This is a genomic window from Streptomyces sp. NPDC104831, from assembly GCF_055583025.1.
In genome coordinates, this window is record NZ_JBVJOT010000056.1 from 1 (window position 1) to 26,693 (window position 26,693).

24 protein-coding genes and 1 pseudogene are annotated in these 26,693 nt (G+C 72.8%); 2 read left to right on the forward strand and 23 right to left on the reverse strand.

Going from position 1 to position 26,693, the window contains the following annotated elements:
- Positions 1-298: 298 nt before the first annotated feature.
- From ACZ63H_RS30605 to ACZ63H_RS30615, 3 genes and pseudogenes are all read right to left on the reverse strand, one after another.
- Positions 299-1,465: an MBL fold metallo-hydrolase gene (locus ACZ63H_RS30605; protein WP_469870625.1), complete on the reverse strand. Its 1,167-nt coding sequence runs from the start codon at positions 1,463-1,465 to the stop codon at positions 299-301.
- 377 nt (positions 1,466-1,842) lie between these two features.
- Positions 1,843-2,628, reverse strand: coding sequence for an SGNH/GDSL hydrolase family protein (locus ACZ63H_RS30610; RefSeq protein WP_469870700.1), 786 nt, complete (start codon positions 2,626-2,628; stop codon positions 1,843-1,845).
- Between the two features lie 216 nt (positions 2,629-2,844).
- Positions 2,845-3,086 (reverse strand): annotated as a pseudogene (locus tag ACZ63H_RS30615) (glycoside hydrolase family 36 N-terminal domain-containing protein); the annotation flags it as partial.
- Positions 3,087-3,287: 201 nt separating this feature from the next.
- Here ACZ63H_RS30615 and ACZ63H_RS30620 point away from each other — a divergent pair.
- Positions 3,288-4,085, forward strand: coding sequence for a tyrosine-protein phosphatase (locus ACZ63H_RS30620; protein WP_469870627.1), 798 nt, complete (start codon positions 3,288-3,290; stop codon positions 4,083-4,085).
- A 26-nt stretch (positions 4,086-4,111) separates the two neighbouring features.
- Here the strand turns inward: ACZ63H_RS30620 and ACZ63H_RS30625 are convergent, their stop codons facing one another.
- The 20 genes from ACZ63H_RS30625 to ACZ63H_RS30720 form a co-directional block, all read right to left on the reverse strand.
- The gene (locus ACZ63H_RS30625; RefSeq protein ID WP_467941316.1) at positions 4,112-4,234 is read right to left on the reverse strand and encodes a DUF6126 family protein; all 123 of its coding nucleotides are present in this window, start codon (positions 4,232-4,234) and stop codon (positions 4,112-4,114) included.
- A complete protein-coding gene (locus ACZ63H_RS30630) occupies positions 4,231-4,854 on the reverse strand; it encodes a helix-turn-helix domain-containing protein (protein WP_467941318.1) in 624 nt (207 codons plus the stop codon). The genes ACZ63H_RS30625 and ACZ63H_RS30630 overlap by 4 nt, the downstream gene beginning before the upstream one ends.
- A gap of 109 nt (positions 4,855-4,963) precedes the next feature.
- Positions 4,964-6,349 carry an aspartate aminotransferase family protein gene (locus ACZ63H_RS30635; RefSeq protein ID WP_469870630.1) on the reverse strand — a complete coding sequence of 462 codons (1,386 nt, stop codon included), beginning with the start codon at positions 6,347-6,349 and terminating at the stop codon, positions 4,964-4,966.
- The gene (dxs, locus tag ACZ63H_RS30640) at positions 6,346-8,244 is read right to left on the reverse strand and encodes a 1-deoxy-D-xylulose-5-phosphate synthase (protein WP_469870631.1); all 1,899 of its coding nucleotides are present in this window, start codon (positions 8,242-8,244) and stop codon (positions 6,346-6,348) included. The genes ACZ63H_RS30635 and dxs overlap by 4 nt, the downstream gene beginning before the upstream one ends.
- 31 nt (positions 8,245-8,275) lie before the next feature.
- Positions 8,276-9,418 carry a flavodoxin-dependent (E)-4-hydroxy-3-methylbut-2-enyl-diphosphate synthase gene (ispG, locus tag ACZ63H_RS30645; RefSeq protein WP_469870633.1) on the reverse strand — a complete coding sequence of 381 codons (1,143 nt, stop codon included), beginning with the start codon at positions 9,416-9,418 and terminating at the stop codon, positions 8,276-8,278.
- Positions 9,415-10,437, reverse strand: coding sequence for an adenosyl-hopene transferase HpnH (gene hpnH, locus ACZ63H_RS30650; RefSeq protein ID WP_318200319.1), 1,023 nt, complete (start codon positions 10,435-10,437; stop codon positions 9,415-9,417). The genes ispG and hpnH overlap by 4 nt, the downstream gene beginning before the upstream one ends.
- Positions 10,438-10,442: 5 nt before the next feature.
- Positions 10,443-11,126, reverse strand: coding sequence for a phosphorylase family protein (locus tag ACZ63H_RS30655; RefSeq protein ID WP_469870635.1), 684 nt, complete (start codon positions 11,124-11,126; stop codon positions 10,443-10,445).
- 1 nt (position 11,127) lies between these two features.
- Complete coding sequence (gene shc, locus ACZ63H_RS30660) at positions 11,128-13,158, reverse strand: squalene--hopene cyclase (RefSeq protein ID WP_469870637.1); 2,031 nt, start codon at positions 13,156-13,158, stop codon at positions 11,128-11,130.
- Between the two features lie 116 nt (positions 13,159-13,274).
- Positions 13,275-14,348, reverse strand: a complete 1,074-nt coding sequence (locus tag ACZ63H_RS30665; protein ID WP_467941326.1) for a polyprenyl synthetase family protein — start codon at positions 14,346-14,348, stop codon at positions 13,275-13,277.
- Positions 14,349-14,406: 58 nt separating this feature from the next.
- On the reverse strand, positions 14,407-15,876 hold the full coding sequence (gene hpnE, locus ACZ63H_RS30670) for a hydroxysqualene dehydroxylase HpnE (protein WP_469870639.1): 1,470 nt from the start codon (positions 15,874-15,876) through the stop codon (positions 14,407-14,409).
- Entirely contained in the window at positions 15,873-16,127 is a 255-nt protein-coding gene (locus ACZ63H_RS30675) for a DUF6380 family protein (protein ID WP_469870641.1), read from the reverse strand. The genes hpnE and ACZ63H_RS30675 overlap by 4 nt, the downstream gene beginning before the upstream one ends.
- Positions 16,127-17,077 carry a presqualene diphosphate synthase HpnD gene (hpnD, locus tag ACZ63H_RS30680; RefSeq protein WP_469870643.1) on the reverse strand — a complete coding sequence of 317 codons (951 nt, stop codon included), beginning with the start codon at positions 17,075-17,077 and terminating at the stop codon, positions 16,127-16,129. Before hpnD ends, ACZ63H_RS30675 begins: the two co-directional genes overlap by 1 nt.
- Entirely contained in the window at positions 17,074-17,970 is an 897-nt protein-coding gene (gene hpnC / locus ACZ63H_RS30685) for a squalene synthase HpnC (protein ID WP_469870645.1), read from the reverse strand. The genes hpnD and hpnC overlap by 4 nt, the downstream gene beginning before the upstream one ends.
- 360 nt (positions 17,971-18,330) lie before the next feature.
- Positions 18,331-19,110, reverse strand: a complete 780-nt coding sequence (locus ACZ63H_RS30690) for an ABC transporter ATP-binding protein (protein ID WP_469870647.1) — start codon at positions 19,108-19,110, stop codon at positions 18,331-18,333.
- Positions 19,103-20,032, reverse strand: coding sequence for an ABC transporter permease (locus ACZ63H_RS30695; protein WP_469870649.1), 930 nt, complete (start codon positions 20,030-20,032; stop codon positions 19,103-19,105). The genes ACZ63H_RS30690 and ACZ63H_RS30695 overlap by 8 nt, the downstream gene beginning before the upstream one ends.
- A gap of 87 nt (positions 20,033-20,119) precedes the next feature.
- A complete protein-coding gene (locus ACZ63H_RS30700) occupies positions 20,120-20,992 on the reverse strand; it encodes a glycosyltransferase family 2 protein (protein WP_469870702.1) in 873 nt (290 codons plus the stop codon).
- An 8-nt stretch (positions 20,993-21,000) separates the two neighbouring features.
- A complete protein-coding gene (locus tag ACZ63H_RS30705) occupies positions 21,001-21,780 on the reverse strand; it encodes a CDP-alcohol phosphatidyltransferase family protein (protein WP_469870651.1) in 780 nt (259 codons plus the stop codon).
- Positions 21,758-22,819 (reverse strand): iron-containing alcohol dehydrogenase family protein, encoded by a 1,062-nt coding sequence (locus ACZ63H_RS30710; protein ID WP_469870652.1) that lies wholly within the window; start codon positions 22,817-22,819, stop codon positions 21,758-21,760. Before ACZ63H_RS30710 ends, ACZ63H_RS30705 begins: the two co-directional genes overlap by 23 nt.
- A complete protein-coding gene (locus tag ACZ63H_RS30715) occupies positions 22,807-23,559 on the reverse strand; it encodes a phosphocholine cytidylyltransferase family protein (protein ID WP_469870654.1) in 753 nt (250 codons plus the stop codon). Before ACZ63H_RS30715 ends, ACZ63H_RS30710 begins: the two co-directional genes overlap by 13 nt.
- Positions 23,556-25,385: a DUF5941 domain-containing protein gene (locus tag ACZ63H_RS30720; protein WP_469870656.1), complete on the reverse strand. Its 1,830-nt coding sequence runs from the start codon at positions 25,383-25,385 to the stop codon at positions 23,556-23,558. The genes ACZ63H_RS30715 and ACZ63H_RS30720 overlap by 4 nt, the downstream gene beginning before the upstream one ends.
- Before the next feature lie 266 nt (positions 25,386-25,651).
- Here ACZ63H_RS30720 and galE point away from each other — a divergent pair, with 266 nt between their 5' ends.
- On the forward strand, positions 25,652-26,623 hold the full coding sequence (galE, locus tag ACZ63H_RS30725) for a UDP-glucose 4-epimerase GalE (RefSeq protein ID WP_469870658.1): 972 nt from the start codon (positions 25,652-25,654) through the stop codon (positions 26,621-26,623).
- The last annotated feature ends 70 nt before the right edge of the window (positions 26,624-26,693 follow it).

Here is a 26,693-nt window from a genome sequence, read left to right on the forward strand (position 1 = left end):
AACAACTTCCGACAAGCTAACCCCCCCCCCCCCCCCCCCCCCTCCCCCCCCCCCCCCCCCCCCCCCCCCCCCCCCCACCCCCCCCCCCCCCCCCCCCCCCCCCCCCCCCCCCCCCCCCCCCCCCCCCCCCCCCCCCCCCCCCCCCCCCCCCCCCCCCCCCCCCGCGAGGTGTGCACGTACGAATGAAAGTTCCCCTGGGCCGTTCCGCCGAGGCGGCTTCCCCGAGGGGGCGACCTCTCCCGATGTCACCGGGAGTGATCGCCTTGGCCTGGGGTCGGCGGCGGGGTCCCGGCCCCGCTCAGCCCCGTACCGGCGGCTCCGCCACGAGTGCGCCGGCCGAGCGCCAGGTGCGCCGCAGGTCACCCGAGACGTGGCGCCACCATGCCTCCGCCGGCAGCTTCCCGGCGGGCTCGAAGGGCTCGCCCGGACGCGGCAGGGCGACCGCCTGGCCGGCGTCCTCGGCGACCTCCTTGGTCCACTCCCCCGGTTCCGCCCACGGGTGCGGGGCGAGGTTGAAGGTGCCCCAGTGGATGGGCAGCAGCACGCCGTGCGGCGCTCCGCCCTGGAGGTCGAGGTGGGCCCGCAGGCCCTCCTCGGGGGTCATGTGGATGTCGGGCCAGAACTCGCTGTAGGCCCCGATCTGGATCATCGTGGCGTCGAACGGTCCGTGCGCGGCGCCGATGTCCCGGAAGCCGTCGAAGTAGCCGGTGTCGCCGCTGTGGTATATCCGGTGCTCCTCACCGGCCACGGTCCAGGACGCCCAGAGGGTGTGCTGGGTGTTGCGCAGGCCCCGGCCGCAGAAGTGGCGGGCCGGGGTGGCGGTGAGGGTGAGGCCGCCGATCCGGGTGGACTCGTGCCAGTCCAGCTCGCGCAGCCGGTCCGGGGAGACGCCCCAGTGCTCCAGGTGGGCGCCGACCCCGAGCGGCACGGCGAACAGGGTGTCCGTGCCGGCCAGCGCCTTGATGGTGGGCAGGTCCAGGTGGTCGTAGTGGTCGTGCGAGATGACGACGACGTCGACCGGGCCGAGCGCGGCCAGCGGCAGCGGCACGGGATGCAGCCGCCTGGGGCCGGCGAAGGGGAACGGGGAGCAGCGCTCGCCCCAGACGGGGTCGAACAGCACGCGGTGGCCGTCGATCTCGGCGAGCACGCTGGAGTGGCCCATCCAGGTCAGCCGCAGTCCGGTGACGGGCGGCTCGGCCAGGTCGGCGAAGGTGGTGGGGTGCACCGGCACGGTGCCGCCGGGCGAGCGCAGCGGCCGGGTCTCCTTGTCCAGGAACACCTTCGCGAGGTCCAGCGCCGAGCCGCTCGGCCGGGTGCGGGCGGGGCCGCCGGGGTTCTGGAAGACACCGTCCCTGAAGTGCGGCGAGCGGCGGATGCGCGCCAGGCGGGCGCCGCCCGGGTCCGCGCCGAAGGCGGCGGGCCGCAGGGCGCGCGGCCCGGAGCCCGGAGAACGCAAACCGGTCACGGTACCTCCCGGTGGAGTGGGGTGAGGCCCCCCATTATGGTCGGCCCCTCCGGCGGTCCGGGCGCGGCGGGGTACCCCCTCGGGCCTCGCGGGCCTCGAGGCCCGCCCTACTCCCGCCGTTCGGGAGATAGGCCACCCGGCTGACCGCCGGGACGAGGAGAGGCGCCGCCGGCGGAGCGGGGGCGGAGCACCTGGTGAGTGCGCGCTGCCGTCGACCGTGCCGCCGGACGCGGAGGTGCGTGGGACGTTCCGCGCGGGAACGGCCGGGCGGCGCCCTCGTCCCGTGCACCGGGCCCGGGCGGCGGCCCGGCGACGGGCTGCGCGGGGGCCGCGTCCCGGGCCGCTCGCGCGGGCGGCCCGGGGCGCGGCCCGCGGCGTCAGGCCACGGCGGCGATGCGCAGCTTGATGTCGTCCGGCGAGAGCGTGCCCTTGGCGGTCACGTGGTCGCCGGAGGACTCGCCGCGCAGCCGGCGCCCGATCCACGGCACGAGGTATTCGCGCGCCCACTGGACGTCGTCGCGGCGGACCTCCAGGGTGCCCCGGGGCGGCAGCGGCGGCCACGGCTGCTCGGGGTCGGCCGGCACCTGGAGACCGAGGGCCTGCCCGGCGCGCAGCGCCACGCGCGTGTGCCCCTCGGGCGAGAGGTGCAGGCGGTCGCTGTCCCAGGCCCTGCGGTCCTGTACGGACCTCAGGGACCACAGGTCGAGCACGGGGCAGCCGTAGCGGTCGGCGATGGCACGGACGTGCCCGTTGTAGGTGGCGATCTTGCCGCGCAGGTGCTTGAGCAGGGGCACGCCACGGGTGTCGAAGCCGGTCGTCACCAGCACCGTCCCGGCGGCCCCCGCGAGCCGGGCCACGGCGCGTTCGAAGCGCTCGGCCACCTCGTCGGGGTCGGTGCCCGGGCGGATGATGTCGTTGCCGCCCGCGCAGAAGGAGACCAGGTCGGGTGCCAGGTCGACGGCGCGCGGGACCTGGTCGGCCACGATCTGGTCCAGCAGCTTCCCGCGCACGGCGAGGTTGGTGTACTGGAAGTCGCCCTCGGGACGCCGGTCTGCGAGCAGCACCGCGAGCCGGTCGGCCCAGCCCACGAACGCCCCGTCCGGCCCGGGATCGCCGACGCCCTCGGTGAAGCTGTCCCCCACCGCCACGTACGACCCGATCACTGATCTGCTGTCACTCTTCGAATCGTCTGCCACGTCGGACCATGATTCACCTTCGGATGTGACCTACGCGACCGTAGGCGGGGGTTGACGAACGGTGAGATGAGCCACTCTTAAAGACTTTGCAATCCAGGAATAAAGGCGGGTCGAACCGGGCGGTGGCGACGGCCGCGGGCACGGGAGTCATGTGCGGCGCAGCCGGAACACGGCCGCGTCCGGGCGCGAGGAGCCCGAGTCGTCGTGTCCGGCGCCGCCGGTGATCCGGACGCGCGCGTCCGGGAGTTGGGCGACCGCGATGGGACCCAGGGCAGGTGCTGGTGACCGGGGGCCCAGGACAGGTGCTGGTGACCGGTGTGGCCGCGGCGGCTGCCGATGACCTTCTCGCCGTGGATGAGGGGGGCGGTGGTGGGCCGGGACTCGGCGGCCCACCGGCCGTGCAGCCGGGACGGCCGCCGGCCCTCGCGGCCGGCTCTTCGGCGACGCCCACCATCGCAACCTCACAGGGCCAACGGATCCGCTCGAGTCCCGACATCATCAAGGGCCGCGGGCCCGCCCGACAATGCCTGTGGATAACTCATTGCCCGGGGAAATCGATGTCGTATGGTCGACTTCAGTGCCCGCCGGAGAGCCGCGACGGCGGGGAACGACCGGGAGGAGCCCCCGTGACGCAGCAGGTCCCGTCGACCGAGCCGGAGCTGGCAGGAGTGCGCAATTTCCGTGACGTGGGCGGGCTGCCGACCGTGGACGGACGGCGGGTGCGTCACGGAGTGCTGTTCCGCAGCGGGCACCTCGCGCACGCGACGGAGGAGGACGCGGCCTTCCTCGCCTCCCTGGGGCTGCACACGATCTTCGACTTCCGCAACGCGGCCGACCAGAAGCTGGAGGGTCCGGACGTCGAGCTGCCCGGCGTGCGCAACGTGAACCTGCCGCTGAGCGACCCGGCGGACGGCACCGAGTTCTGGAAGATGGTCCGCGACGGCGACCTCGACCAGCTGCGCGCGATCCTCTCCGACGGCAAGGGCGCGGCCCGGATGACCGAGTCCTACCGGAGGATCGTCAAGGAGCGCACCGCCGAGCACTCCCGGGTGCTGCACGCGCTCGCCGACGACAGCGTCCCGGCGCTGATGCACTGCGCGGCCGGCAAGGACCGCGCGGGCGTGTCCATCGCCGTCACGCTGCTCGCGCTGGGCGTGGAGCGCGAGGCGATCGTCGCCGACTATCTGGAGTCCAACGCCAAGCACCGCCGCTACAAGGTCCGGCGCAGCGGCAGCGCGGAGACGGCGTACACGCCGGAGGTGATGGAGCTGCTCGACCCGCTCTTCGACGCCCGTGCCGAGTATCTCCAGGCGGCGTTCGCGAGCATCGAGGAGACCTGGGGCGACGTCGGGACGTATCTGGCGCAGGGTCTGGAGTTCCCGGCCGAGGCGCGTGAGCGGCTGCGCGAACGCCTGCTGGACTGACGCCTGCGGGGCCGGCCGCGGGGCGGTCAGCTCTTGGCGCCCACCGCGAACAGCAGGTAGAGGAAGGCGGCGAGGACGTGCCCGAGGGCGATGTAGACGATCAGCCGGATCCACAGGGAACGGGGGAACTTCTCCTCGAGGTTCGTCATGGCAGCTCTCCGGTCGGTGAGCCCAGGCACAGGGTGGCCGTGGGGCTTTGCAGCAGGGTGTGGACGAACAGCAGCTCCACGCCGTCGTGGTCCTCGGCGGCGAGGCGGTGCGGGGTGAGCGAGTCGAAGTGCGCGCTGTCCCCGGGGCCGAGCAGGTGCGCGGTGTCCCCGAGCCGCAGCCGCAGCCGCCCCTTGAGGACGTAGAGCCACTCCTCGCCCGGGTGGACGCGCACGATGTCGCCCTGGGAGCCGTAGGGCGCCCGCACCCGCAGGGCCTGCATGCCGCGGCCCGGCGCCCCGGCCTGGACGTAGGTCCAGCCGCCGGCCCGGGTCGGTTCCATGTCGGCGGCGCGCACGATCGCGTCCCGGTCGGCGACCGTCTCGCCGAGCAGTTCGGAGACGGTCGTACCGTAGATACGGGCGAGCGCCAGCAGCATCGGCAGCGACGGCTGCCGGTGCCCGGTCTCCAGGCGGGAGAGGTGGGCCGGGGAGAGACCGGCGGAGCGGGCCGCGGCCTCCAGCGTGAGGCCGGCCCGCCGGCGCAGGGCGCGCAGCTGCGGCGCGACGGCGGGCAGGCCACCGTCCGCTGCCGCCGGCGGCGCGGCGTCCGAGGCGTTCATGCCTCCATTGAGCCCCATACTTGCCCGTGGGGCAATTTTCTTGCCTCTGAGGCAATGCCGGGGCGCCCCGGCGTTCACCGCCGCGGGCGCCCCGCCGTCCGGGCCGCTGTCAGCGGTTCGCCACGGCCTGCTTGATCAGGGTCTTGCCGAAGTCCCACATCAGGCCGCCGCCGCTGTGCGCGTCGTCCATCACCGCGGTGAAGGCCGCCACGAACCGGTCCACGTCGGCCTCGTCGACGACCAGCGGCGGGATGAGCTTGATCACCTCCAGGTGGTCGCCGGAGACCTGGGTGAGGATCCGGTGCTTCTGGAGCAGCGGTACGACGACCATCTGGGCGAACAGGCCCTTGCGGGCCGCCTGGAGCATGGTCCAGCGGCCGCGCAGCTTCAGCGAGGAGGGCCTGCCGAACTCGATGCCGATCATCAGGCCCCGGCCGCGCACGTCGGCGAGCAGCTCGTAGGTGTCGACCAGCGCGGTGAGCCGGGACTTCAGCAGCTCGCCGGTGCGGCGCACGCCGGCGACGATCTGCTCGTTCTCCATGACCGAGAGCACGGCGAGGCCGCACGCCATGGCCTGGGCGTTGGAGCCGAAGCTCGCCGAGTGCACCAGTACGCGGTCCATCGACGAGTAGACCTTCTTGAAGATCCACTCCTTGCCGAGGGTGGCACCGACCGGCACATAGCCGCCGGAGAGGGCCTTGGCGACGCACACCAGGTCCGGTTCGACGCCGTCCTCGTGCTGGTAGGCGTAGAAGTCACCGGTGCGGCCGAGGCCGGTCTGCACCTCGTCGGCGATGAGCAGCGCCTTGTGCTTGTGCAGCAGTTCCTGTGCGGCCCGCAGATAGCCGGGGGGTGCCTCGTGGACGCCCTTGCCCTGGATCGGTTCCACGATCAGCGCGGCCACGTCGCCCTTGCGCAGCTCCCGGGCGAGGGCCTCCAGATCGCCGAGGGGGACGGCGGTGTCGGGCAGCAGCGGGGCGAACCCGTCGCGGAAGCCGTCTTCGCCGTTGACCGACAGCGAGCCGGTGGTCAGTCCGTGGAAGGCGTGGTCGCAGTACAGGACGCGGGGCTTGCCGGTGGCGTACCGGGCGAACTTCAGGGCCGTCTCGACCGCTTCGGTGCCGCTGTTGCCGAAGAACACCCGGTCCAGGTGCGGGCTGTGGGCGAGGAGCCGCTCGGCGAGCAGGCCGGGCAGCGGCTGGCAGTCGAAGCGGGTGAGGTCGGCGAGGTCCAGGTCCAGGACGTCGTGCAGCGCCTTGCGGACGACCGGGTGGTGACGGCCGAGACCCATCACGCCGAACCCGGCGAGCATGTCCAGGTAGTCGTTGCCGTCCGCGTCGAAGAAGTGCGCCCCCTCGGCGCGCTCGTAGACCTTGTCGAAGCCGATGGTGTGCAGCATCCGCGGGAGCTGCGGGTTGAGGTGCTTGGTGTGCAGCTCGTAGCGTTCGGCTCCGCGCTCGGCGAGCAGGGCGCCGAGGTCGAACTCGGTGGTCATTCACTCTCCTTGACTGTGCCGCCGACGTCCTTGGCGGCCAGACTCGCGCTGATCCGCCCGGCGATCTCGACGGGCGTGAGGCCGATGTCGGCCAGCACCTCGCTGCGCTTGGCGTGCGCGAGGAACTGCTCCGGGATGCCGAACCGCCGTACCGGTACGTCCACGTCGGCGTCGCCGAGGGCCAGCGCCACGGCCGAACCGACGCCCGCCGCCCGGCTGTTGTCCTCGACCACGGCCACCAGCCGGTGCCCGGCGGCCAGCCCGGGCAGGGCGGGGTCGACGGGTTTGACCCAGCGCGGGTCGACCACGGTGCAGCCGATGCCGCGGGCTTCGAGCAGCTCGGCGGTCCGCAGGCACACCGTGGCCATCACGCCGACGGCCACCAGCAGCACCTCGGGGCGCTCGGCCCGGTGCAGGACGTCCATGCCGCCGACCCGGTCGACGGCGGGGACGCGCGGGCCGGCGGTCTCCTTCGGGAAGCGGACCAGCGTGGGCGCGTCGTCCACGGCGACGGCCTCGCGCAGCTGGGCGCGCAGCTCGTCGGTGTCGCGCGGGGCGGCGATCCGCAGACCGGGGACGACCTGGAGGATCGACATGTCCCACATGCCGTTGTGGGAGGCGCCGTCGGTGCCGGTGACACCGGCCCGGTCCAGCACGAAGGTGACCCCGCAGCGGTGCAGGGCGACGTCCATCAACAGCTGGTCGAAGGCGCGGTTGAGGAAGGTCGCGTAGACGGCGACGACCGGGTGCAGTCCGCCGGTGGCGAGGCCGGCCGCGGAGACGGCCGCGTGCTGCTCGGCGATGCCGACGTCCCAGACGCGGTCCGGGAAGCGTTCGGCGAACCCGGCGAGGCCGACCGGGTGCAGCATGGCCGCCGTGATCGCCACGACGTCCTCGCGCTCCTCCCCGATCCTGACGATCTCCTCGCCGAACACCGAGGTCCACGAGGGGCCCTTGGCGGGAGCGAGCGGCTCGCAGGTGAGCGGGTCCATCACGCCCACGGAGTGGAAGTGGTCCTCCTCGTGCGCGAGGGCGGGTTCGTAGCCGCGGCCCTTCTCGGTGAGGCAGTGGACCAGGACGGGGCCGTGGAAGCGCTTGGCGCGGCGCAGCGCCGACTCGACGGCCCCGAGGTCGTGACCGTCGATGGGGCCGAGGTACTTGAGGCCCAGGTCCTCGAACATGCCCTGCGGGGCGAAGGCGTCCTTGAAGCCCTTCTTCGCGCCGTGCAGGGACTCGTAGAGCGTGCTGCCGACGACCGGGGTGCGCTGGAGCACTTCCTTGCCCCAGGCGAGGACCTTCTCGTAGCCGTCGGTGGTGCGCAGCGTGGCCAGGTGGTTGGCCAGGCCGCCGATGGTCGGGGCGTAGGAGCGTTCGTTGTCGTTGACGACGATGACGAGCGGCCGGTCCCGGGCCGCGGCGATGTTGTTCAGCGCCTCCCACGCCATGCCTCCGGTCAGCGCGCCGTCGCCGATGACGGCGACCACATGGCCCTTCTCCCCCCGCACCTGGTTGGCCTTGGCGAGGCCGTCGGCCCAGCCGATCGCCGTGGACGCGTGGCTGTTCTCGATGACGTCGTGCTCGGACTCCTCGCGCGAGGGGTAGCCGGACAGTCCGCCCTTGCCGCGCAGCTTCGAGAAGTCCTGACGCCCGGTCAGCAGCTTGTGGACGTACGCCTGGTGGCCGGTGTCCCACAGGATGCGGTCGGCCGGCGACTCGAAGACCCGGTGGAGCGCGATGGTGAGTTCCACCACGCCCAGGTTGGGCCCGAGGTGACCGCCGGTCCTCGACACGGCGTGCACCAGGAACTCACGTATTTCTCCGGACAGTTCCCCGAGTTCCGCCTCGGACAGCGCCTGCAGGTCGCGTGGTTGCCGGATGCTCTCCAGAATGGTCACTCTCGGGCCCCCTCTCGTTGCGTGCCTTGCCTCAACTCACCTGGTCCGAAAGGCTCTTGCTCTCGGCGAGCTTCATGGCCTCCTCGATCAGGGTCTCCACGATCCTCGACTCGGGGACGGTCTTGACGACCTCGCCCTTGACGAAGATCTGGCCCTTGCCGTTGCCGGAGGCCACGCCGAGGTCGGCCTCGCGGGCCTCGCCGGGACCGTTGACCACACACCCCATCACCGCGACCCGGAGCGGCACCTCCATGCCGTCCAGGCCGGCCGTCACCTCCTCGGCGAGCTTGTAGACGTCGACCTGGGCGCGGCCGCAGGACGGGCAGGAGACGATCTCCAGGCGGCGCCGGCGCAGCCCCAGGGACTCCAGGATCTGGATGCCGACCTTGATCTCCTCGACCGGCGGCGCGCTCAGCGACACCCGGATGGTGTCGCCGATGCCCTGCGACAGCAGCGCGCCGAAGGCGACGGCCGACTTGACCGTGCCCTGGAAGGCGGGGCCTGCCTCGGTGACGCCGAGGTGCAGCGGGTAGTCGCACTGCTCGGCGAGCTGGCGGTAGGCCTCGATCATCACGACCGGGTCGTTGTGCTTGACGGAGATCTTGATGTCCCGGAAGTCGTGCTCCTCGAAGAGGGACGCCTCCCACAGGGCCGACTCGACCAGCGCCTCGGGGGTCGCCTTGCCGTACTTCCGGAGCAGGCGCCGGTCCAGGGAGCCGGCGTTGACGCCGATCCGGATCGGGGTGCCGTGGTCCTTGGCGGCGCGCGCGATCTCCCTGACCTTGTCGTCGAACTGCTTGATGTTGCCGGGGTTGACGCGGACCGCGGCGCAGCCGGCCTCGATGGCGGCGAACACGTACTTCGGCTGGAAGTGGATGTCCGCGATCACCGGGATCTGCGACTTCCGCGCGATGGCCGCCAGCGCGTCCGCGTCGTCCTGCGTGGGGCAGGCGACGCGGACGATCTGGCAGCCGGAGGCGGTCAGCTCGGCGATCTGCTGCAAGGTGGCGCCGATGTCGGACGTGCGGGTCGTCGTCATCGACTGCACGGACACCGGCGCGCCGCCGCCGACCGGCACCGGCCCGACCCGGATCCGCCGCGACGCCCGCCGAGGCGCGACCGGACGGGCCGGCACCTCGGGGACGCCCAGCGGAACGGCGGTCGTCAGGGTCATTCCCGGTTCCCGGCGACGGTCTCGCGCATGGCCCGCAGGGACTCCTTCAGGGAACCCATGGTGGCGAGGACGGCGGTCGGCTCGTAGCCGCAGTGCGCCATGCAGTTGGCGCACCGCGGGTCCTTGCCGCGGCCGTACTTGTCCCAGTCGGTCTTCTCCACCAGCTCGCGGTACGTCGGCACGTACCCGTCGCTCATCAGGTAGCAGGGGCGCTGCCAGCCGAAGAGCGAGTAGTTCGGGATCGCCCACGCGGTGCACGGGAAGTCGACCTTGCCCTCCAGGAAGTCCAGGAAGAGCGGGGAGTGGTTGAGCCGCCACTTGCGGCGGTTGCCACCCGCGAAGGCCTTCTTGAACAGCTCCCGGGTCTGCTCCACGCCGAGGAAGTGCTCCTGGTCCGGAGCCTTCTCGTAGGCGTAGGCGGGCGAGATCATCATCTCGTCGACCTGGAGGTCGTCGTTGAGGAAGTTGAGCACCTCGATGATGGTCTGCGGGGTGTCGGTGTTGAAGAAGGTGGAGTTGGTGGTCACCCGGAAGCCGCGCCGCTTGGCCTCCTTGATGGCCGCCACGGCCTCGTCGAACACGCCTTCCTTGGCGACGGATTCGTCGTGCCGCTCACGCAGCCCGTCGATGTGCACCGCGAAGGCGAAATAGGGCGAGGGCGTGAACTTGTCCATCTTCTTGCGCAGCAGCATCGCGTTGGTGCACAGGAAGACGTACTTCCGCTTCGCCACCAACTGCCGCACGATCTCGTCGATCTGAGGGTGCATCAAGGGCTCGCCGCCGGCGATGGAGACCATCGGCGCCCCGGACTCCAGCACGGCGCCCACGGCCTGGGCGACCGGCATGCGCTGCTTGAGCACACCGGCGGGGTGCTGGATCTTGCCGCAGCCCTCACACTTCAGATTGCAGGCGAAAAGCGGTTCCAGCTCGACAATCAGCGGGAACTTGTCCCGCTTGCGGAGCTTCTGTTCAGCCAGGTATGTAGCGACCTTGATGGACTGGCGCAACGGCATGGCCATCTGGCTCACCTCCGAGGGAGCGGCAAAGAACGGTGCCATTCGAAAAATGCGGGAAGGATGGAACGGAGAACGCGGAAGGCCGATATTCCCCCGCGCAGGGTGCCGATCCGGACGAGTTCGTGTTCGGGTGCGTCCACGACGACCCGTACGGCGGCGACCGGCCGCTCGCCGGTGCGGACGGCGGCCAGCAGCGTGGCCGCCGACTCCATGTCCACGGCGATCGCGCCGGTGGTGAGCAGATCGGACCGCTCGGGGCCCCGTACGACGTGGTCGGAGCCGGTGAGCGGGCCGGTGTGCACGGTGCGTCCGGGCACCAGGCGCGCGAGTTCCTCGACCAGGAGTCCGGTGCCCGCGCACGGCACGGTACCGCGCGGATCGCGGGTCTCCTCGGCGACCACCAGGTCGCCGGGGTGCATCCCGGGGGCCAGTCCGGCACAGAAGCCGGTGGCCAGCACGGCCGTGCCGGCGGGTGCCGGGCCGGACAGGAGCCGGGTGACGGAGCGTTCCGCCGCACGGGGCCCCATGCCCGTGCGGACGAAGGTCACCGGCCCGCCGGCCCGCCGCGCGGCGCCTTTGCGCAGCGGCGCGCCCGCCCCGCGCGCCCGGCGGTCGCCGGTGCGCAGGGCGAGGTGCTCGATGCCGAGCGCGCAGGCGATCAGCAGCGGAGCCGGAGCGGGCTGGTGGCTCACATCAGTTCCCCTCGGCCCGCGCGGTGACCTTCTGGGCCCGGGCGAGCAGGTTGCGCTCGAAGGGGTCCCCGTGCAGGTACCGGCCGAGCGCGGTGAGCGGGAACACCTGCCGGTACAGGTGGTAGTTGATGGAGAAGTCCCAGGGGAAGCCGGTGCCGGTGAAGTACGGCTCGTCCCAGCCGCCGTCCTCCCGCTGGGTGTCGGCCAGCCAGCGCACGCCGCGCTCGACGGCCGCGGAGCCCTTCTCCCCGGCGGCGAGCAGCGCCATCAGCGCCCAGGCGGTCTGCGAGGCGGTCGAGGCGCCCCGGCCGCTCCATTGCCTGGCGTCCCGGTAGGAGCGCAGATCCTCGCCCCAGCCGCCGTCGTCGTTCTGCACGCTCTCCAGCCAGGCCACGGCCCGCCGGATCGCCGGGTGCGAGGTGGGCAGTCCGGCCGCGGTGAGCGCGGGGACGACCGAACCGGTGCCGTAGATGTAGTTGACGCCCCAGCGGCCGAACCACGAGCCGTCGGCCTCCTGTTCGGCGAGCAGCCAGTCGATGCCGCGGCGGGTGCGCGGGTCGTCGGCCAGGCCCTCGGCGGCGAGCATCTCCACCACGTGCGCGGTGACGTCCGCGGACGGCGGGTCGATGACCTCGCCGAAGTCGCAGAACGGCAGCCGGTTCGGGAACGGGCTGGTGTTGTCCACGTCGAAGGCGCCCCAGGCGCCGTTCTTCGACTGCATGCCGAGGTTCCAGCGCACGGCCCGGCCGATGGCCCGGTCCACGTGCTCGGGGTCGTGGTGGCGGACCCGGCGCAGCGCGAGCGCGACCTCGGCGGTGTCGTCGATGTCGGGGTAGTTGTCGTTGTGGAACTCGAAGGCCCAGCCGCCCGGGGGCAGTTCGGGCCGGCGCACGGCCCAGTCGCCGGGGCGGGCGATCTCCTCGCCGAGCATCCAGTCGGCGGCCTTGACCAGCTGCGGGTGGTCCGCGGGCAGTCCGGCGTCCACCAGGGCGATGGTGGCCAGGCAGGTGTCCCACACCGGGGACTGGCAGGCCTCGATCATCCGGGCGCCGTCCTCGCGCCAGACGGCGAAGCGGTCCAGGGAGGCGAGGCCCTCGCGCAGCACCGGGTGCTGGAGGTCGTAGCCGAGCAGGTGCAGGGCGATGACGGAGTACACGGCCGGGGGCTGGATGCCGCCCCAGCAGCCGTCGTTCTCCTGCCGTTCGATGATCCAGCGGGCCGCCGCGTTCATCGCGGCCTTGCGCAGCCTGCGCACGGCGACCTTGCGGTAGCCGCGGACCACCTTGTCCAGCCGCTGGAAGACGCCGTCCCAGCTCGCCACCGGGGCGAGCGGCTGCGGCGGGTTCGGGGCGGCCGGGTCGGTGTGCAGCTCGTCCAGCGCGAACGGGGCCGGGCGCACGGGGCGCTTGGCGGAGACGATGGTGAGCGGCACGATGGTCTGCCGCGCCCAGCACCCGAAGTCGTAGATGTTGAGCGGGAACCAGGTGGGGAAGAAGATCAGCTCCGGTGGGAGTTCGGGCAGGTCCTCCCACTTCCACCAGCCGAACAGGGCGAGCCAGATCCGGGTGAAGACCCGCGCGGCGGCGATGCCGCCCCGCTCGCGGATCCAGGCCGAGGCCCGCGCCATGTGCGGCGCGTCGGGCGCGTCGCCGGCCAGGCGCAGGGCGACGTACGCCTCCACGGTGGCGGACAGGTCGCCCGGGCCGCCGTAGAACGTGGCCCAGGTGCCGTCCTCGCGCTGCTCGCCGCGGATGAACTTCGCGGCGGCCTGCGTGGTGTGCTCGTCCAGGATGCCCAGGAACTGACGGAGCAGCAGATCCTCGGCGTCCATGGTGACGTTGGTCTCCAGGTCGCCTTTCCACCAGCCCTCGGCGTCCTGCCGGGCGAGCAGGAAATCGGTGGCGCGCCGTACGGCGCGCGTGGCGGCTTCTTGTACCCCGGCCGTCTCGGGGATGGTGAGGGTGGAGTCGCTGGCCGCGGCAGCCCGGGACGGCAAGATGGCCCCGGTGCTTCCGTCGGTCGTCGCTGTCATGGCTTCCCCTTCGTGCAGTCGTGCGAGTCGTGCTGCTGTGGGTCCGCCGTCGGCCGGTGTCCTTCGTCCTGCGGCACCGGCCGGCGACTACGCGAGGCTTATCCAGCCAATGGTGATCATCTCTTTCGTACGACGACGAAGTCGGCGAGCGCCGTGAAGGACTCCCGCACCCGGTCGGGCATGTCCACGGCCTCGAGGGCTTCGATGGCGATGGTGTGCTGGCGGCGCGCCTCGGCGGCCGTCCACTCGCGGCCGCCGGCCTCCTCGATGAGGGCGGCGCGGGCCGCGAACTCCTCCTCGGAGAAGTTCTCGAAGTCGCTGCTCTTGGCGTCCGCGGCGAGGATCTCGCCGAGCTGTTCGGAGGCGGGACCGCCGGCCGCGAGGGCGGCGACGACCGGCAGGGACTTCTTGCGCTGGCGCAGATCGCTCCAGGTCTGCTTGCCGGTGGCCTCCGGGTCGCCCCAGATGCCGAGCAGGTCGTCCACGGCCTGGAAGGCGAGGCCGAGGTGGTAGCCGTAGCGCTCCAGCGCGTCGGCGGTGGTGTCGTCCGCGCCGCCGAGGACCGCGCCGATGGAGGAGGCGCAGGCCAGCAGGGAGCCGGTCTTGTTGCCCTCCATCTCCAGGCACTCCTCGACGCTGACGCGGTCGCGGTGCTCGTAGGAGATGTCCTGGGCCTGGCCGTCGATCAGGGCGCGGGTGGCAGCGGTCAGCCGGCGGGCGGCGCGGCCGGCCTCGACCGTGCCGATCTCCAGCAGGACCTCGCCGGCGAGGGCGAACAGGGCGTCGCCGACCAGGATGGCCTGGGCGGGGCCGTGCACCTTCCAGACGGTGTCGCGGTGCCGGCGCTGCTCGTCGCCGTCCATCAGGTCGTCGTGCAGCAGCGAGAAGTTGTGCACGAGTTCGACGGCGACCGCGCCGGGCACCCCGGCCTCGGGCGCGGCACCGGTGACCTCGGCGGACAGCACGGCCAGCGCGGGGCGGACGGCCTTGCCGCCGTCGCCGTGCGCGGGGTTGCCGGCGGCGTCGATCCAGCCGAAGTGGTAGGCGGCCACGGTGTCCATGGGCGGGGCCAGGCGGTCGACGGCCGCCCGCAGCACCGGTGTGGCCAGGTTCCTGCCGCGCTCCAGGAGCGCGGTCACGTCCACCGCGGGCCTCCGAGCGGGCGTCGCGGCCGGGGGCACAGTGGGCACAATCTCTCCTCTGGTTGCGGTACCGGGGGTGCGGGGGCGGTCGCCCGCGGGCCGGGCGTCACGCCGCCTCCTCGAAGCCGAAGAGGTGGCGCGGACGGGGCCGGCCCAGGGTGCCGAGCGCGGCGTCGGCCGCGCTCACTCCGCTGCGGACCGCGCTCTCCATGGTCGCGGGCCACCCGGTGGCGGTCCACGCTCCGGCCAGGTACAGGCCGGGGGCATTGGTCCGGGCGCCGGGCCTGAGGCGTCCGACGCCGGGGGCGGGGGCGAACGTGGCCGTGCGCTCCCGGGTCACGAAGAAGTCCTTCACCTCGGCGGCGCGGGTGCCGGGGATGAGCCGCTCCAGCTCGGGCAGGTAGCGCTCGCGGAGTTCGGCCACCGGGGTGTCGATGTCGTCCTGCGCGGCCGACTGGGACAGCGCGAGGTACTGGCCCGCCGGGCGCCCGCCCCCCTCGTGCGCGGACCCTTCGGGCCCGCCTTTCAGCAGTCCGGAGGCGTCGGTGCGGTCGAACACCCACTGCACCGGGGTGCCGAGCGCGGCGAAGAAGGGGCGCGCGAGCACCTTGCGGTCGTAGACGACGTGGATGTTGAGGATCGGCGCGGTGCCGATCTCCAGCAGCCGCTCGGGCGCGTCGAGGGCACCGGGCGGGAGCAGGTCGTAGGCCTCGCGCTGGGGTACGGCGAGGACGACGGCGTCCGCGGAAAGCGTCTCGCCGGGAACTCGGACGCTCCACCCGCCGTTGTCGTTGGTGGAGACGGAGGTGACGCGTGTACGGACCTCGGTACGCACGCCCGCGGAGTCGAGCGCCTTGCGGGCCAGCCGGTCGTGCAGTTCGCCCAGCGGGACGCGGGCCCAGCCGATGTCGGCCGCGCCCGGGTCGGACAGCAGACCGGTCTTGAACACCATCGCGGCGAGCCCCAGCGAGGCGTCGCCCGCGACCGCGTTGAGGGTGGCGACCCCGACCAGGTCCCACAGGGCCTCGATGGCGCGCGCGGACTGGCCGTGCGCGGCCAGCCAGCTGCCGAAGTCCTGGGTGTCCAGGGTCGGATCGGCGAGGTCGAGCCCCTTCAGCGCGAGCGCGGCCCGCCCGACGGCGGCGCGCTCGGCGAGCGAGAGGTGCGGATAGGCGGCCAGGCCGCGTCCCAGGTGGAGGGGGACGGGCAGCGGGTCGCGCCGCAGTCTGCCGAGCCGCCGGCCCACGGGCTTGGCGACGTCGACGACGGGCACGTCCAGGCGGTCCTGCAGCGGTGCCAGCGCCGCGCCCTGGATCCGGTCGAGGAACCAGCGGTAGGCGGTGCAGCAGCGCAGGTACACGTGCTGGCCGTTGTCGACGGTCAGTTCGCCGCGCTGGAAGGAGAAGGCGAGGCCGCCCAGCCTGGGCCTGCCTTCGAGCAGGGTGACGCGGACGCCCGCGTCGGCGAGGGCGAGCGCCGCGGTGATCCCGGCGAGTCCGCCGCCGACCACGACCGCGCTGCGGGCCGCCGTGCGCGGGGTGCCGGCCGGTGCCGGGTGGGGTGAGCCGTCGCTCATCGTGCGTCCTTCCCTACGTGCGCGAGCGCCCCGCGGGCGCGACCGGTACCGGCCGGCCCGCGTGCGCCGCCTCGTCGTGCCTGGTCACGCCCGTGCGGCGGGAGCCGCATGCCGGATCCGGCCCCGCGTCCCCGCGCGGTGCGGGCACGGCGGCCGGACGGTGCGCGCCCGGCCGTCGCAGTCAGGGACGCCGCGCCGCGGTGGAGGGTTGCCTGCCGTGGTTCGGCCGGCTCCGGTTCGGTGCGCTGCATCAGGCGCGCCTCCGCACGGAGCCCCGGGAGACATGGCGGGTGTCGAGGCCGGACAGGCCGCGCACGGCGACGTAGGCCTTCTCGTGTCCGGGCAGCGAGACCCGGCCGCGCAGCACGGCCTCCGGGTCGCGCTCGATGCGGTCGAGCAGCCGGCGGTAGATGCCGGCCATCGCGGCGACACAGGCGCCGCTGCGCCGGTCGAGCATGGGGAGCAGCCGATAGCCCTCGGCGAACAGGGCCCGGGCGCGCCGCACTTCGAAATGGACGAGGCCGGCGAAGTCGGAGCCCTCCGGCGGGGTCGGCGCCCGGAAGCCGGCCGAGCAGCCGAACTTGGCGAGGTCGTCGGCCGGCAGGTAGGTACGGCCGCCCAGCGCGTCCTCGCGGACGTCGCGGAGGATGTTGGTGAGCTGGAGGGCGAGGCCCAGCGTGTCGGCGTACTCGGCGGCGCGCTCGGTGCCGCGCGCGCCGGGTTCGGTGCCGAACACGCCGAGCGAGAGGCGGCCGATGGCACCGGCGACACACCGGCAGTACGCCTTGAGGTCGTCCCAGGTCTCGTAGGTCTCCCCGCGTACGTCCATCTGGACGCCGTCGATCAGCTCGTCCAGGCCGCCGAGCGGGATCGGGAAGACCCGCGCGGCGTGGCTGAGGGCGACGGCCACCGGGTCGGTGTCGTCCTCCTCGACCTCGTCCTCGCGGATCCGGGCGAGCAGTGCCCGGGTGTCCTCCAGCCGCGTCAGCTTGACCTCGTCGGCAAGGCCGCCGTCGCCGATGTCGTCCACCCGCCGGGAGAACGCGTACAGCGCCGACATGGCGCGGCGCTTGGCCGCCGGCAGCAGCCGGATGCCGTAGGCGAAGTTACGGGCCTGCTGCCCGGTCACGGCCTCGCAGTAGCTGTAGGCGGCGAGTACCGGCGCGGACACGTGCGGCGCAGACTCCACGGTCCGGATCACCCCTCTCCTCGCAGGATCACGCCCGCCTCACGCAGCAACTGGACCTTGCCGGGTTTGGGCGGGCCGGGAAGTACGTCGTATTCGGCGGCGGCGATCGCCCTGATCGCCGCCCTTCCCCCCGCCACGAACCCCGCGAGCAGCAGTCTGAGCCTGCCGTGGACGCTACCCACCAGGGGAGCGCCTTCATCCAGCAGATCGCGGGCGCGTTGTGCTTCGTATGCAACCAGGGCGCGCACCGATGCGCCCGCGCTTTTTTGGCCAAGATCAGCTTCCTGGACGTGGAAGCGCTTCATGTCCTCGGCGGGCAGGTAGACGCGGTCGCGGCCGAGGTCCTCGGCGACGTCCTGGAGGTGCTCCACGATCTGCAGCGCGGTGCAGATCGCGTCGGACAGCCTGATCCGCTCGGGGGTGGAGGTGCCGGTGACGGCGAGCACGAGGCGGCCGACGGGGTTGGCGGACAGTTCGCAGTAGGCGAGGAGGTCGTCGTAGGTCTCGTAGCGGGCGACGAGCTGGTCCTGGCGGTTGGCGGCGATCAGCCCGAGGAACGGCTCGGGGGTGAGGGCGCGGCGCCGGACGGTGGGCTGCAGGCGGCGCAGCAGCGGGTGGCGCGGCGTGCCGTCGAACACGCGGCGCAGGTCCTCCTCGAAGGCGTCGAGGAGGACGAGCCGGTCGGCGGCCTCGGCGGGCGACACGCCGAGCAGGCGGGCGTCGGCGCCGCCGGGGGCGAGGTCGCCGTCGCCGATGTCGTCCACGAGGCGGGCGAAGCCGTACACGGCCATGAGGTCGGCGCGCCAGGCCCGGGGCAGGAAGAAGGGGGCCACCGGGAAGTTCTCGCTCGCGGCCTTGTCCAGGGTGGCGCGTTCGGGGCCGGACGCCGTGTCGACGGCCGTCATCGGGCGCTGCCCGGGGCGGGGACGGCACACGCTGCGCTGCGCTGGGGCGTTTCCGTAGCCATTGCCGTCACATCTCCCGTTCTACACTGCCGACCCAATACACACTATTTCGGACACGCCGCCCCGCAATGCGCGAGGACACCTTCGTGAAGGAAGGCGCGCATTATCGCCGCACTTGCCGGTTTCCGGCACCGGTACAGCTTACGTTGTACAACGTGGCGCCCATCGCCGGGGTGTCCCGCACATCACAACAACACACCGATTGGCTCCAAGATTCCTGGCACGGGGCCGAGTTGACGTTTCCTTTGCAGACGAAGGGCCCCGCCGGACGAAATTCCGGGGGGCCCTGGCCGAAACGGGTCACTTGCCCGTGAACTTCTCGTACTCCTTCAGGACCTCGTCGGTGGGTCCGTCCATCCGCAGTTCACCGCGCTCCAGCCACAGCACGCGGTTGCAGGTGTCGCGGATCGACTTGTTGTTGTGACTGACCAGAAAGACCGTTCCGGCCTCTTTGCGCAGTTCCCGGATGCGTTCCTCGGAGCGCTTCTGGAACTTGCGGTCACCGGTGGCCAGCGCCTCGTCGATCATCAGGACGTCGTGGTCCTTGGCGGCGGCGATGGAGAAACGCAGCCGGGCCGCCATACCGGAGGAGTACGTGCGCATCGGCAGGGTGATGAAGTCGCCCTTCTCGTTGATGCCGGAGAAGTCGACGATGTCCTGGTAACGCTCCTTGATCTGCTCCCGGGACATGCCCATGGCCAGACCGCCCAGGATGACGTTCCGCTCGCCGGTGAGGTCGTTCATCAGGGCCGCGTTCACGCCCAGCAGGGACGGCTGGCCGTCGGTGTAGACCTTGCCGCTCTCCGCGGGCAGCAGGCCGGCGATGGCGCGCAGCAGGGTCGACTTGCCGGAGCCGTTGGAGCCGATCAGGCCGATGGCCTCGCCGCGGTAGGCGACGAAAGACACGCCGCGCACGGCGTGCACCTTGCGCACGCCCCGCTCCTCGCCGCGCCGGAGGATGCGGCTGAGGGCCGCGGTCGCGCTGCCCTTGCCGGTCTTGGCGCCGTTGACCCGGTAGACGATGTGCAGATCGTCCGCGATGACCGTCGGGCGCTGGTCCTGGATGTGCTGCTCAGCCACGGCCGTACCGCTCCTCCGCCTTCCAGAAGTACACGAAGCCGCCGGCGAAGACGACCACGGCCCACAGCAGGGCGATGGCCCACACGTGCGGCGGCAGGTTGGCGGAACCGTAGTCGTCGATCAGGGCGAAGCGCATCAGGTCCATGTAGACCGCGACCGGGTTGACCTGGAGCACCCGGACGATCCACTCGGGGCGGCCCGCCAGCATGGTGTTGATCGAGAACATGACGCCGGAGGCGTACATCCAGGTGCGCAGCACGAACGGCATCAGCTGCGCGAGGTCCGGCGTCTTGGCGCCCATCCGGGCCACGACCAGCGCGAGCCCGGTGTTGAACAGGAACTGCAGCACCAGCACCGGCACGATCAGCAGCCAGGACGGGCCCGGGTAGCTGCCGAAGCCGACCGCCACGGCGAACAGCACCAGCATCGAGAACAGCAGCTGCTGGAGCTGCTGGAGCGAGAAGGAGATGGGCAGCGAGGCGCGCGGGAAGTGCAGGGCGCGCACGAGGCCGAGGTTGCCGGAGATGGCGCGCACGCCCGACATCACCGAGCTCTGGGTGAAGGTGAACACGAACACGCCGGTGACCAGGAACGGGATGTACACCTCCCGGGACATGCCGCGGCTGGCGTGCAGGATCAGCCCGAAGATGAGGAAGTACACGGCCGCGTTCAGCAGGGGGGTGGCCACCTGCCAGAGCTGGCCGAGCTTGGCCTGGCTGTACTGGGCGGTCAGCTTGGCCTGGGAGAAGGCCAGGATGAAGTGGCGCCGTCCCCACAGCTGCCGGACGTACTCCACGAGCGAGGGCCGGGCGCCGCTCACGGAGAGCCCGTACTTGGCGGCGAGCTCGGCCGCCGTCAGTCCCGCGTCGGGCGACGGGGCCGCGGTCACCACGACCGTGCCGTCGTGCGTGGTCTCACTCACAGGGGAAACTTTCGTCTTCGGGTACGCGTGTCGGTTCGTCGCCGGGCAGCCGCGCGCGGCGGCACTGACCCGTCGGGGACGAGCTTGTCAGATGACCGGGGGACGGCCCAGTCGGGTGAGTCGCCACACCGTACGCCAGCGCATCGGGCGGCGGGGACCGCACGGCGTGGCCCAGCCCTCCCGGAACCCGCCGAACCAGGCCCGCAGGGCCGGCCGCGAGGGACGGCGGAGCAGGGTGAGCAGCAGCCAGACCCCGAGGTAGACCGGGACGAGGGGGGCGGGCAGGTTGCGGCGGGCGAGCCAGACGCGGTTGCGGGCGACCATGCGGTGGTAGACGGCGTGCCGCGAGGGCGCGGTCGTCGGGTGGTACAGCACCATGTCGGACCGGTAGTCGATCATCCAGCCCGCGTCGAGGGCCCGCCAGGCCAGGTCCGTCTCCTCGTGCGCGTAGAAGAAGGCGTCGGGCAGGGTGCCGACCTCCGCGAAGACGCGGGTGCGCACGGCGTTGGCGCCGCCGAGGAAGGTGGTGACCCGGGAGGAGCGCATCGGGTCCGAGGCGCGCAGCCGGGGCACGTGCCGGCGCTGGGTCTCGCCGGTGTCGGGGTCGGCGATGCGGAAGCTGATGATGCCGAGCTCGGGGTCCGCGGCGAAGGCCTCGCGGCACAGCTCGGCGGTGTCGTGGCGGGCGAGCAGGCCGTCGTCGTCGAGGAAGAGCAATATGTCGACATCGCGGCCGGAGGGGCCGAACGCCTCTATGCCGACGTTGCGCCCGCCGGGGATGCCCAGGTTCTCGGGCACCTCCACGGTCCGCACGCCCTCTGGCACGTCCGGGACGGGCGAGCCGTTGCCCACGACGACCACCTCGACCGGGTCGCCGTCCTGCCGGGCGACGGAGTCGAGCAGGGCCCGCAGTTCCCCGGGCCGGTTGCCCATCGTGATGATGACGGCGCCGACCTTCATGGGCGCGCTCACTTCAGCCTGCTGGAGGCGAGGATGGACACCAGGTGCAGCAGGGTCTGCAGCAGGGCGATGCCGGCCAGCACGGCGGTGCCGAGGCGGGTGAAGAACAGGTCGCCGCGGGCCTGGTCCACGATCGCGAGGACGAGGATCAGCAGCGCGGCCTCGATGCCGAGGATCAGCCGGTGGAACTTCAGCGCGGCGGCGGCCCGGCGGGCCAGCGCCATCCCGGACGAGCGCGGCTCGGAGGCGGACTCCTGCACCGGGGGCTTGCCGGTCTGGTGCCGGGCGACGCCGACCAGGTCGGTCTCGGCCTTGATCAGGATGGCGCCGAGCGCGGCGAGCGTGCCGAGGAAGGCCCACAGCCAGTCGATGCGGCCGGTGCCCCACAGGTCGGCGGCGCGCAGCCCGAGGCCGACCAGCACGGCCGCGTCGGTGAGGTAGGCGCCGACCCGGTCGAGGTAGACCCCGCCGAGCGAGTACTGCTGCTTCCAGCGGGCGATCTCGCCGTCGACGCAGTCCAGCAGCAGGTACAGCTGGGTGGCGAGCACGCCGAGCACCGCGCCCGGGATGCCCGGCACCAGCAGGGCCGGGGCCGCGAGCACGCCGCAGACGGTCATCAGGTACGTGAGCTGGTTGGGCGTGACCCTGGTGTTGACCAGGTAGCGGTCGACGCGCAGGGACACCTCGCGCATGTAGAGGCGTCCCGCCCAGTGCTCACCGCTGCGCCGGTCCTTCACCCCCGCGGGGTGGACGACCGGACGGAGTTCAGCTACCGATGGCCTTGACATAGTCGGCGTAGGTGTCCTTGATCTGGTTCGTCTTGAGGTCGAGGTGTTCGAGGATCGTGTAGCGGCCGGGCCGGGTCTCCGGGGCGAACTCCACCGCGCGGACGAACTCGTCCACCGTGAAGCCGATCTCCTCCGGCAGCACCGGGAGCCCGTGCCGGCGCAGCACCTCGGCCATGTACGCCGACTCCTCGTGGGCGCCGCGCAGGTACATCGCGAAGGCGGCGCCGAGGCCGCACTGCTCGCCGTGGGCGGCGGCACGCTTGGGGTAGAGCAGGTCGAAGGCGTGGTTGATCTCGTGGCAGGCGCCGGAGGACGGGCGGGAGTCGCCCGACACGGACATGGCGATGCCGGTGAGGACCAGCGCCTCGGCCAGTACTTGGAGGAAGCCGTCGTCGCCGACTCCGCCGGGGTGGCGGAGCACCGCCTCGCCGGCCTGCCGGGCCATGGCGGCGGCGAGGCCGTCGACCTTCTCGCCGTTGACCCGGTGGGCCAGCTCCCAGTCCGCGACGGCGGAGATGTTGGAGATGGCGTCGCCGATGCCGGAGCGGACGAACCGGACGGGAGCCTCGCGGATCACGTCGAGGTCGATGATGACCGCGATCGGGTTGGGCACGCCGTAGGAGCCGCGGCCGGCGTCGTTGTCGAGGGTGGCGACCGGCGAGCACAGACCGTCGTGGGCGAGGTTGGTGGCGACGGCGACCAGCGGCAGGCCCACCCGGGCCGCCGCGAACTTGGCGCAGTCGACGATCTTCCCGCCGCCGAGGCCGACCACCGCGTCGTAGTGGCCGGCCTTGATGTCGCTCGCCAGCCTGACCGCGTCGTCGATGGTGCCGCCGCCGACCTCGTACCAGGTGGCGCCGGGCAGCGTGGGGGCGATCCGCTCGCGCAGCCGGGCGCCGGAGCCGCCGCTGACGGCGATGGCGAGCCGGCCCGACTGCGAGATGCGCTCGTCGGCGAGCACACAGGCCAGGTCGTCCAGGGCGCCCGGGCGGATGTCCACGACGACCGGCGAGGGGATCAGCCGGGTCAGTACTGGCACGCGATCTCCCGTCCCCGGGCGAGGTCGTCGTGGTTGTCGATCTCGACCCAGTCGACCTCGCCGATCGGGGCCACGTCGATGCGGAAGCCGCGGTCGACCAGTTCCTGGTAGCCGTGCTCGTAGAACTGCTGCGGGTCGGTCTCCCAGACCGTCTTCAGCGCGTCGGCCAGTTCCGGCGCGGCGTCGCCCTCGATCAGGGTGACCCCGATGTACTCGCCGGTGGCCTCGGCGGGGTCCATCAGCTTGGTGATCCTCGTCATGCCCCGCTCGGGGTCGACGACGACCTTCATCTCCTCGTCGGCCAGGCTCTTGACCGTGTCCAGGGCGAGGATGATCCTCTTGCCGTCGCCGCGGGCGGCGAGCAGCGTCTTCTCGACGGAGACCGGGTGGACGGTGTCGCCGTTGGCGAGGATCACGCCGTCCCGGAGGGCGTCACGGCCGCACCACAGGGAGTAGGCGTTGTTCCACTCCTCGGCCTTGTCGTTGTCGATGAGGGTGAGCTTGAGGCCGTACTTGGCCTCCAGGGCCGCCTTGCGCGCGTAGACGGCCTCCTTGCGGTAGCCGACGATGACCGCGGCCTCGGTCAGTCCGATCTCGGCGAAGTTGCCGAGCGTCAGGTCCAGGACCGTCGGTTCGCCCTCTATGCCCGCGGGCCCCACCGGCACCAGCGCCTTGGGCAGGGTGTCGGTGTAGGGGCGCAGACGCCGTCCGGCGCCGGCCGCCAGCACGAGGCCGATCATGCGGTTTCTCCTTCGTCGTGTACGGCGGGCGCCCCGGCGGACACCCAGAAGCGGATGCTCTCGACGAGCACCACCAGGGCGACGGCCACGGCGAGAACCGTGAGCGCGGCCGTGAACTGCGCGGCGGTGAGCACGGCGGCCAGGGCGGTGACGAGCAGCGTCCGCCCCTCCTGCCCACCGATGGCGCGCACCAGCCCGGCCGGGGGCGCTCCGGCGTTGCCGCGGATGCGGTACACCGTGTCGTAGTGATGGTAGGCGACGGCCGCCACCAGCCCGAAAGCGGCGGGAAGGGCTCCGTTCACGTCCGCTTTGCCGGCGAGCGCGAGGACGGTGCCGTACTCGGCGGCCCTGAACAGCGGGGGGACCAGCCAGTCCAGCGCGCCCTTGAGGGGGCGGGCGACGGCGAGGGCCGAGGTGAGGACGTAGACGAGGGCGCCGGCGACCGGGAGGGCGCCGCCGAAGTCCGTGAGGGCCGAGCAGGCCACGACCGCGGCGCCGCCCAGCAGGGCGACGGCCGGCACGGCGAACCCGGGCAGGCCGCGCCCGGACACCCGCCGGACCGCGTTCGCCAGCGGCCCGGAGTCGGCGAGGTCGGCGAGCGCCCGCGCGGCGCGGTCGGTGCGCCGGGCCCGCCGGGTCACCGAGCGCAGCACCCGGCCCGCCGTGGTGTACGCCGCCGCCAGGGCGCAGCCGACGAGCAGCGCGTAGAAGGTGATGCGCGGGGTGGTGACCGCGGTGAGGACCGCGATCATCGCCCAGCGTTCGCCGATCGGCAGCACGATCATGCGGCGCACCCAGACCGTCCAGCCGACGCTGTCGAGCTTGCCGGAGAGGGCGGCGGTGGGGCTGGTGTTGGCGGTGGCGTCGTGGTTGGCCTCGTTGAAGGAGAAGTCGACCACGTGCCGGCAGGTCTGCAGGACCATCGCGCCGAGGGCGAGCGCCCAGACGTCGTCGCCGCCGCGGGCCGCGCCGAGGGCGAGGCCCGCGTAGTAGGCGTACTCCTTGGCCCGGTCGAAGGTGGCGTCGAGCCAGGCGCCGAGGGTGGAGTACTTCAGCGCGTAGCGGGCGAGCTGGCCGTCGGTGCAGTCCAGCACGAAGGAGGCGATGAGCAGCACGCCGGCCGCGACGAAGCCGCCGCGGGTGCCGGTGGCCGCGCAGCCGGCCGCGATCAGCGCGGTGAGCAGCGAGGCCGTGGTGACCTGGTTCGGGGTCAGGCCGCGGCGGGCGCACCAGCGGGCGAGGTAGCGCGAGTAGGGGCTGATGAAGAACGTGGTGAAGAAGCCGTCGCGGGACTTCACGGCCGACCTCAGGCGCACGGCCTCGTCGTCGACGGCGGCGACGGCCCGCCGGGCCTCCTCCAGCGCCCGCGGGCCGGCGGGCACGGTGGCGACCAGGCTGCCCAGCTCGGGCCGGTGCACCGCGTCGCCGTCGTCGTCCAGGGCGCCGGCGACGCGGTCGGCGAGGCCGTCCTCGGCGGGCGCCGGGGTGCCCCCCTCGGTGCCCCGGGCGGCCGTGCCGGCGTGCGCGGACGTCGCGCGGGCCACGGCCCGGGTCAGGGCCTGCCGGGCGGCGGGCTGGGCGGTGACGGCGCCGGGGACGGCGGCGAGGGGGAAGCGCGGGTCGGTCAGGCCGAGGCGCAGCGCGTGCGGGTGGCCCACGAAGCGGGCGTCGACCAGGGCCACGCGCCGGCCGGCCGGCACCGCGGCGAGCAGGGTCCGCGCCTCGGCGGCGTCGGCGGCCACGCGCACGTCGAAGCCGAGGGACCGCAGATCGTGTTCCAGTGACGATCCGGGGACCGGCTGACCGGTGACGATGGCGGTCGACAACCGAACTCACTCCCTGGGTGCCGACGCGCGCGGCGCCGGTCTGCTGCATGGTGGGGCGCCCCGGCCTGCGGCACCCGGGCGGCATGTCGGCAGAGGCTATCGGATGGGCCGGAGCCCGCGTTCACCGGCCGTTCACGGTCCGGCCCACCGGGGCTGACCCGGCCTTTGCCGCGATCATCATCGGTGATCGGGGGCCCCGCCCACAAACCCATGGGGCAGACCCGGGCATCCGGGACACCGGGCGGCTGCGCATAGGCTGGGCGACCATGACGTGGCTGATCACCGGCGGAGCCGGATACATCGGGGCGCATGTGGCGCGGGCCATGGCGGGCGCCGGGGAGAGCGTCGTGGCGCTGGACGACCTGTCGGCGGCCGTGCCCGAGCGGCTGCCCGCCGACGTGCCGCTGGTGCGGGGCTCGACGCTGGACGGGCCGCTGCTGAAGCGGGTGCTCGCGGAGTACGGCGTGACGGGCGTCGTCCATCTCGCGGCGCGCAAGCAGGTCGCGGAGTCGGTGGCCCGGCCCACCCTGTACTACCGGGAGAACGTGGGGGGCCTATCCACCCTGCTGGACGCGGTCGCGGAGGCCGGCGTGGACCGGCTGGTGTTCTCCTCGTCGGCCGCGGTGTACGGCGACCCGGACGTGGACCTGATCACCGAGGACACCCCGTGCGCGCCGGTGAACCCGTACGGCGAGACCAAGCTGGCCGGGGAGTGGCTGGTGCGGGCGGCCGGGCGGGCGCACGGGATCTCCACCGTGTGCCTGCGGTACTTCAACGTGGCGGGCGCGGCGGCGCCGGAGCTGGCGGACACCGGGGTGTTCAACATCGTGCCGATGGTCTTCGACCGGCTCACCCGCGACGAGGCGCCGCGGATCTTCGGCGACGACTATCCGACCCCGGACGGCACCTGCGTCCGTGACTACATCCATGTGGCCGATCTGGCCCAGGCCCATCTGGCGGCGGCGCGGCGGCTGGCCGGCGGTGCGGTGAGCGGCGATCTCACGCTGAACATCGGCCGCGGCGAGGGCGTCTCGGTGCGCGAGCTGATCGGGGTCGTCGGGGAGGTCACCGGGGACCGCAGGGCGCCCGTGGTGGAGGCCCGCCGGCCGGGCGACGCGCCGCGCGCGGTGGCCTCGGCCGACCGGGCCGCCGAGGCACTGGGCTGGCGGGCCCGGCTCGGGGTGCGGGAGATGGTCGAGTCGGCCTGGGCAGGCTGGCGGCTGCACCACGGCGGGTGAGTCGAACGCGCTGACCTGCGGAACGTTTCCGCAGGTCAGCGCACATGACAACGGTGTTCAGTGCCGCGTT

What these genes read in the sequence shown, in the direction of transcription:
- ACZ63H_RS30625 (WP_467941316.1), bottom strand. Translation starts at nt 4,234, where the DNA reads ATGACGAACCTCGAGGAGAAGTTCCCCCGTTCCCTGTGGATCCGGCTG.
- ACZ63H_RS30630 (WP_467941318.1), bottom strand. Translation starts at nt 4,854, where the DNA reads ATGAACGCCTCGGACGCCGCGCCGCCGGCGGCAGCGGACGGTGGCCTG.
- ACZ63H_RS30635 (WP_469870630.1), bottom strand. Translation starts at nt 6,349, where the DNA reads ATGACCACCGAGTTCGACCTCGGCGCCCTGCTCGCCGAGCGCGGAGCC.
- ispG (WP_469870633.1), bottom strand. Translation starts at nt 9,418, where the DNA reads ATGACCCTGACGACCGCCGTTCCGCTGGGCGTCCCCGAGGTGCCGGCC.
- hpnH (WP_318200319.1), bottom strand. Translation starts at nt 10,437, where the DNA reads ATGGCCATGCCGTTGCGCCAGTCCATCAAGGTCGCTACATACCTGGCT.
- shc (WP_469870637.1), bottom strand. Translation starts at nt 13,158, where the DNA reads ATGACAGCGACGACCGACGGAAGCACCGGGGCCATCTTGCCGTCCCGG.
- hpnE (WP_469870639.1), bottom strand. Translation starts at nt 15,876, where the DNA reads ATGAGCGACGGCTCACCCCACCCGGCACCGGCCGGCACCCCGCGCACG.
- ACZ63H_RS30675 (WP_469870641.1), bottom strand. Translation starts at nt 16,127, where the DNA reads ATGCAGCGCACCGAACCGGAGCCGGCCGAACCACGGCAGGCAACCCTC.
- hpnC (WP_469870645.1), bottom strand. Translation starts at nt 17,970, where the DNA reads ATGACGGCCGTCGACACGGCGTCCGGCCCCGAACGCGCCACCCTGGAC.
- ACZ63H_RS30700 (WP_469870702.1), bottom strand. Translation starts at nt 20,992, where the DNA reads ATGAAGGTCGGCGCCGTCATCATCACGATGGGCAACCGGCCCGGGGAA.
- ACZ63H_RS30705 (WP_469870651.1), bottom strand. Translation starts at nt 21,780, where the DNA reads ATGTCAAGGCCATCGGTAGCTGAACTCCGTCCGGTCGTCCACCCCGCG.
- ACZ63H_RS30715 (WP_469870654.1), bottom strand. Translation starts at nt 23,559, where the DNA reads ATGATCGGCCTCGTGCTGGCGGCCGGCGCCGGACGGCGTCTGCGCCCC.
- galE (WP_469870658.1), top strand. Translation starts at nt 25,652, where the DNA reads ATGACGTGGCTGATCACCGGCGGAGCCGGATACATCGGGGCGCATGTG.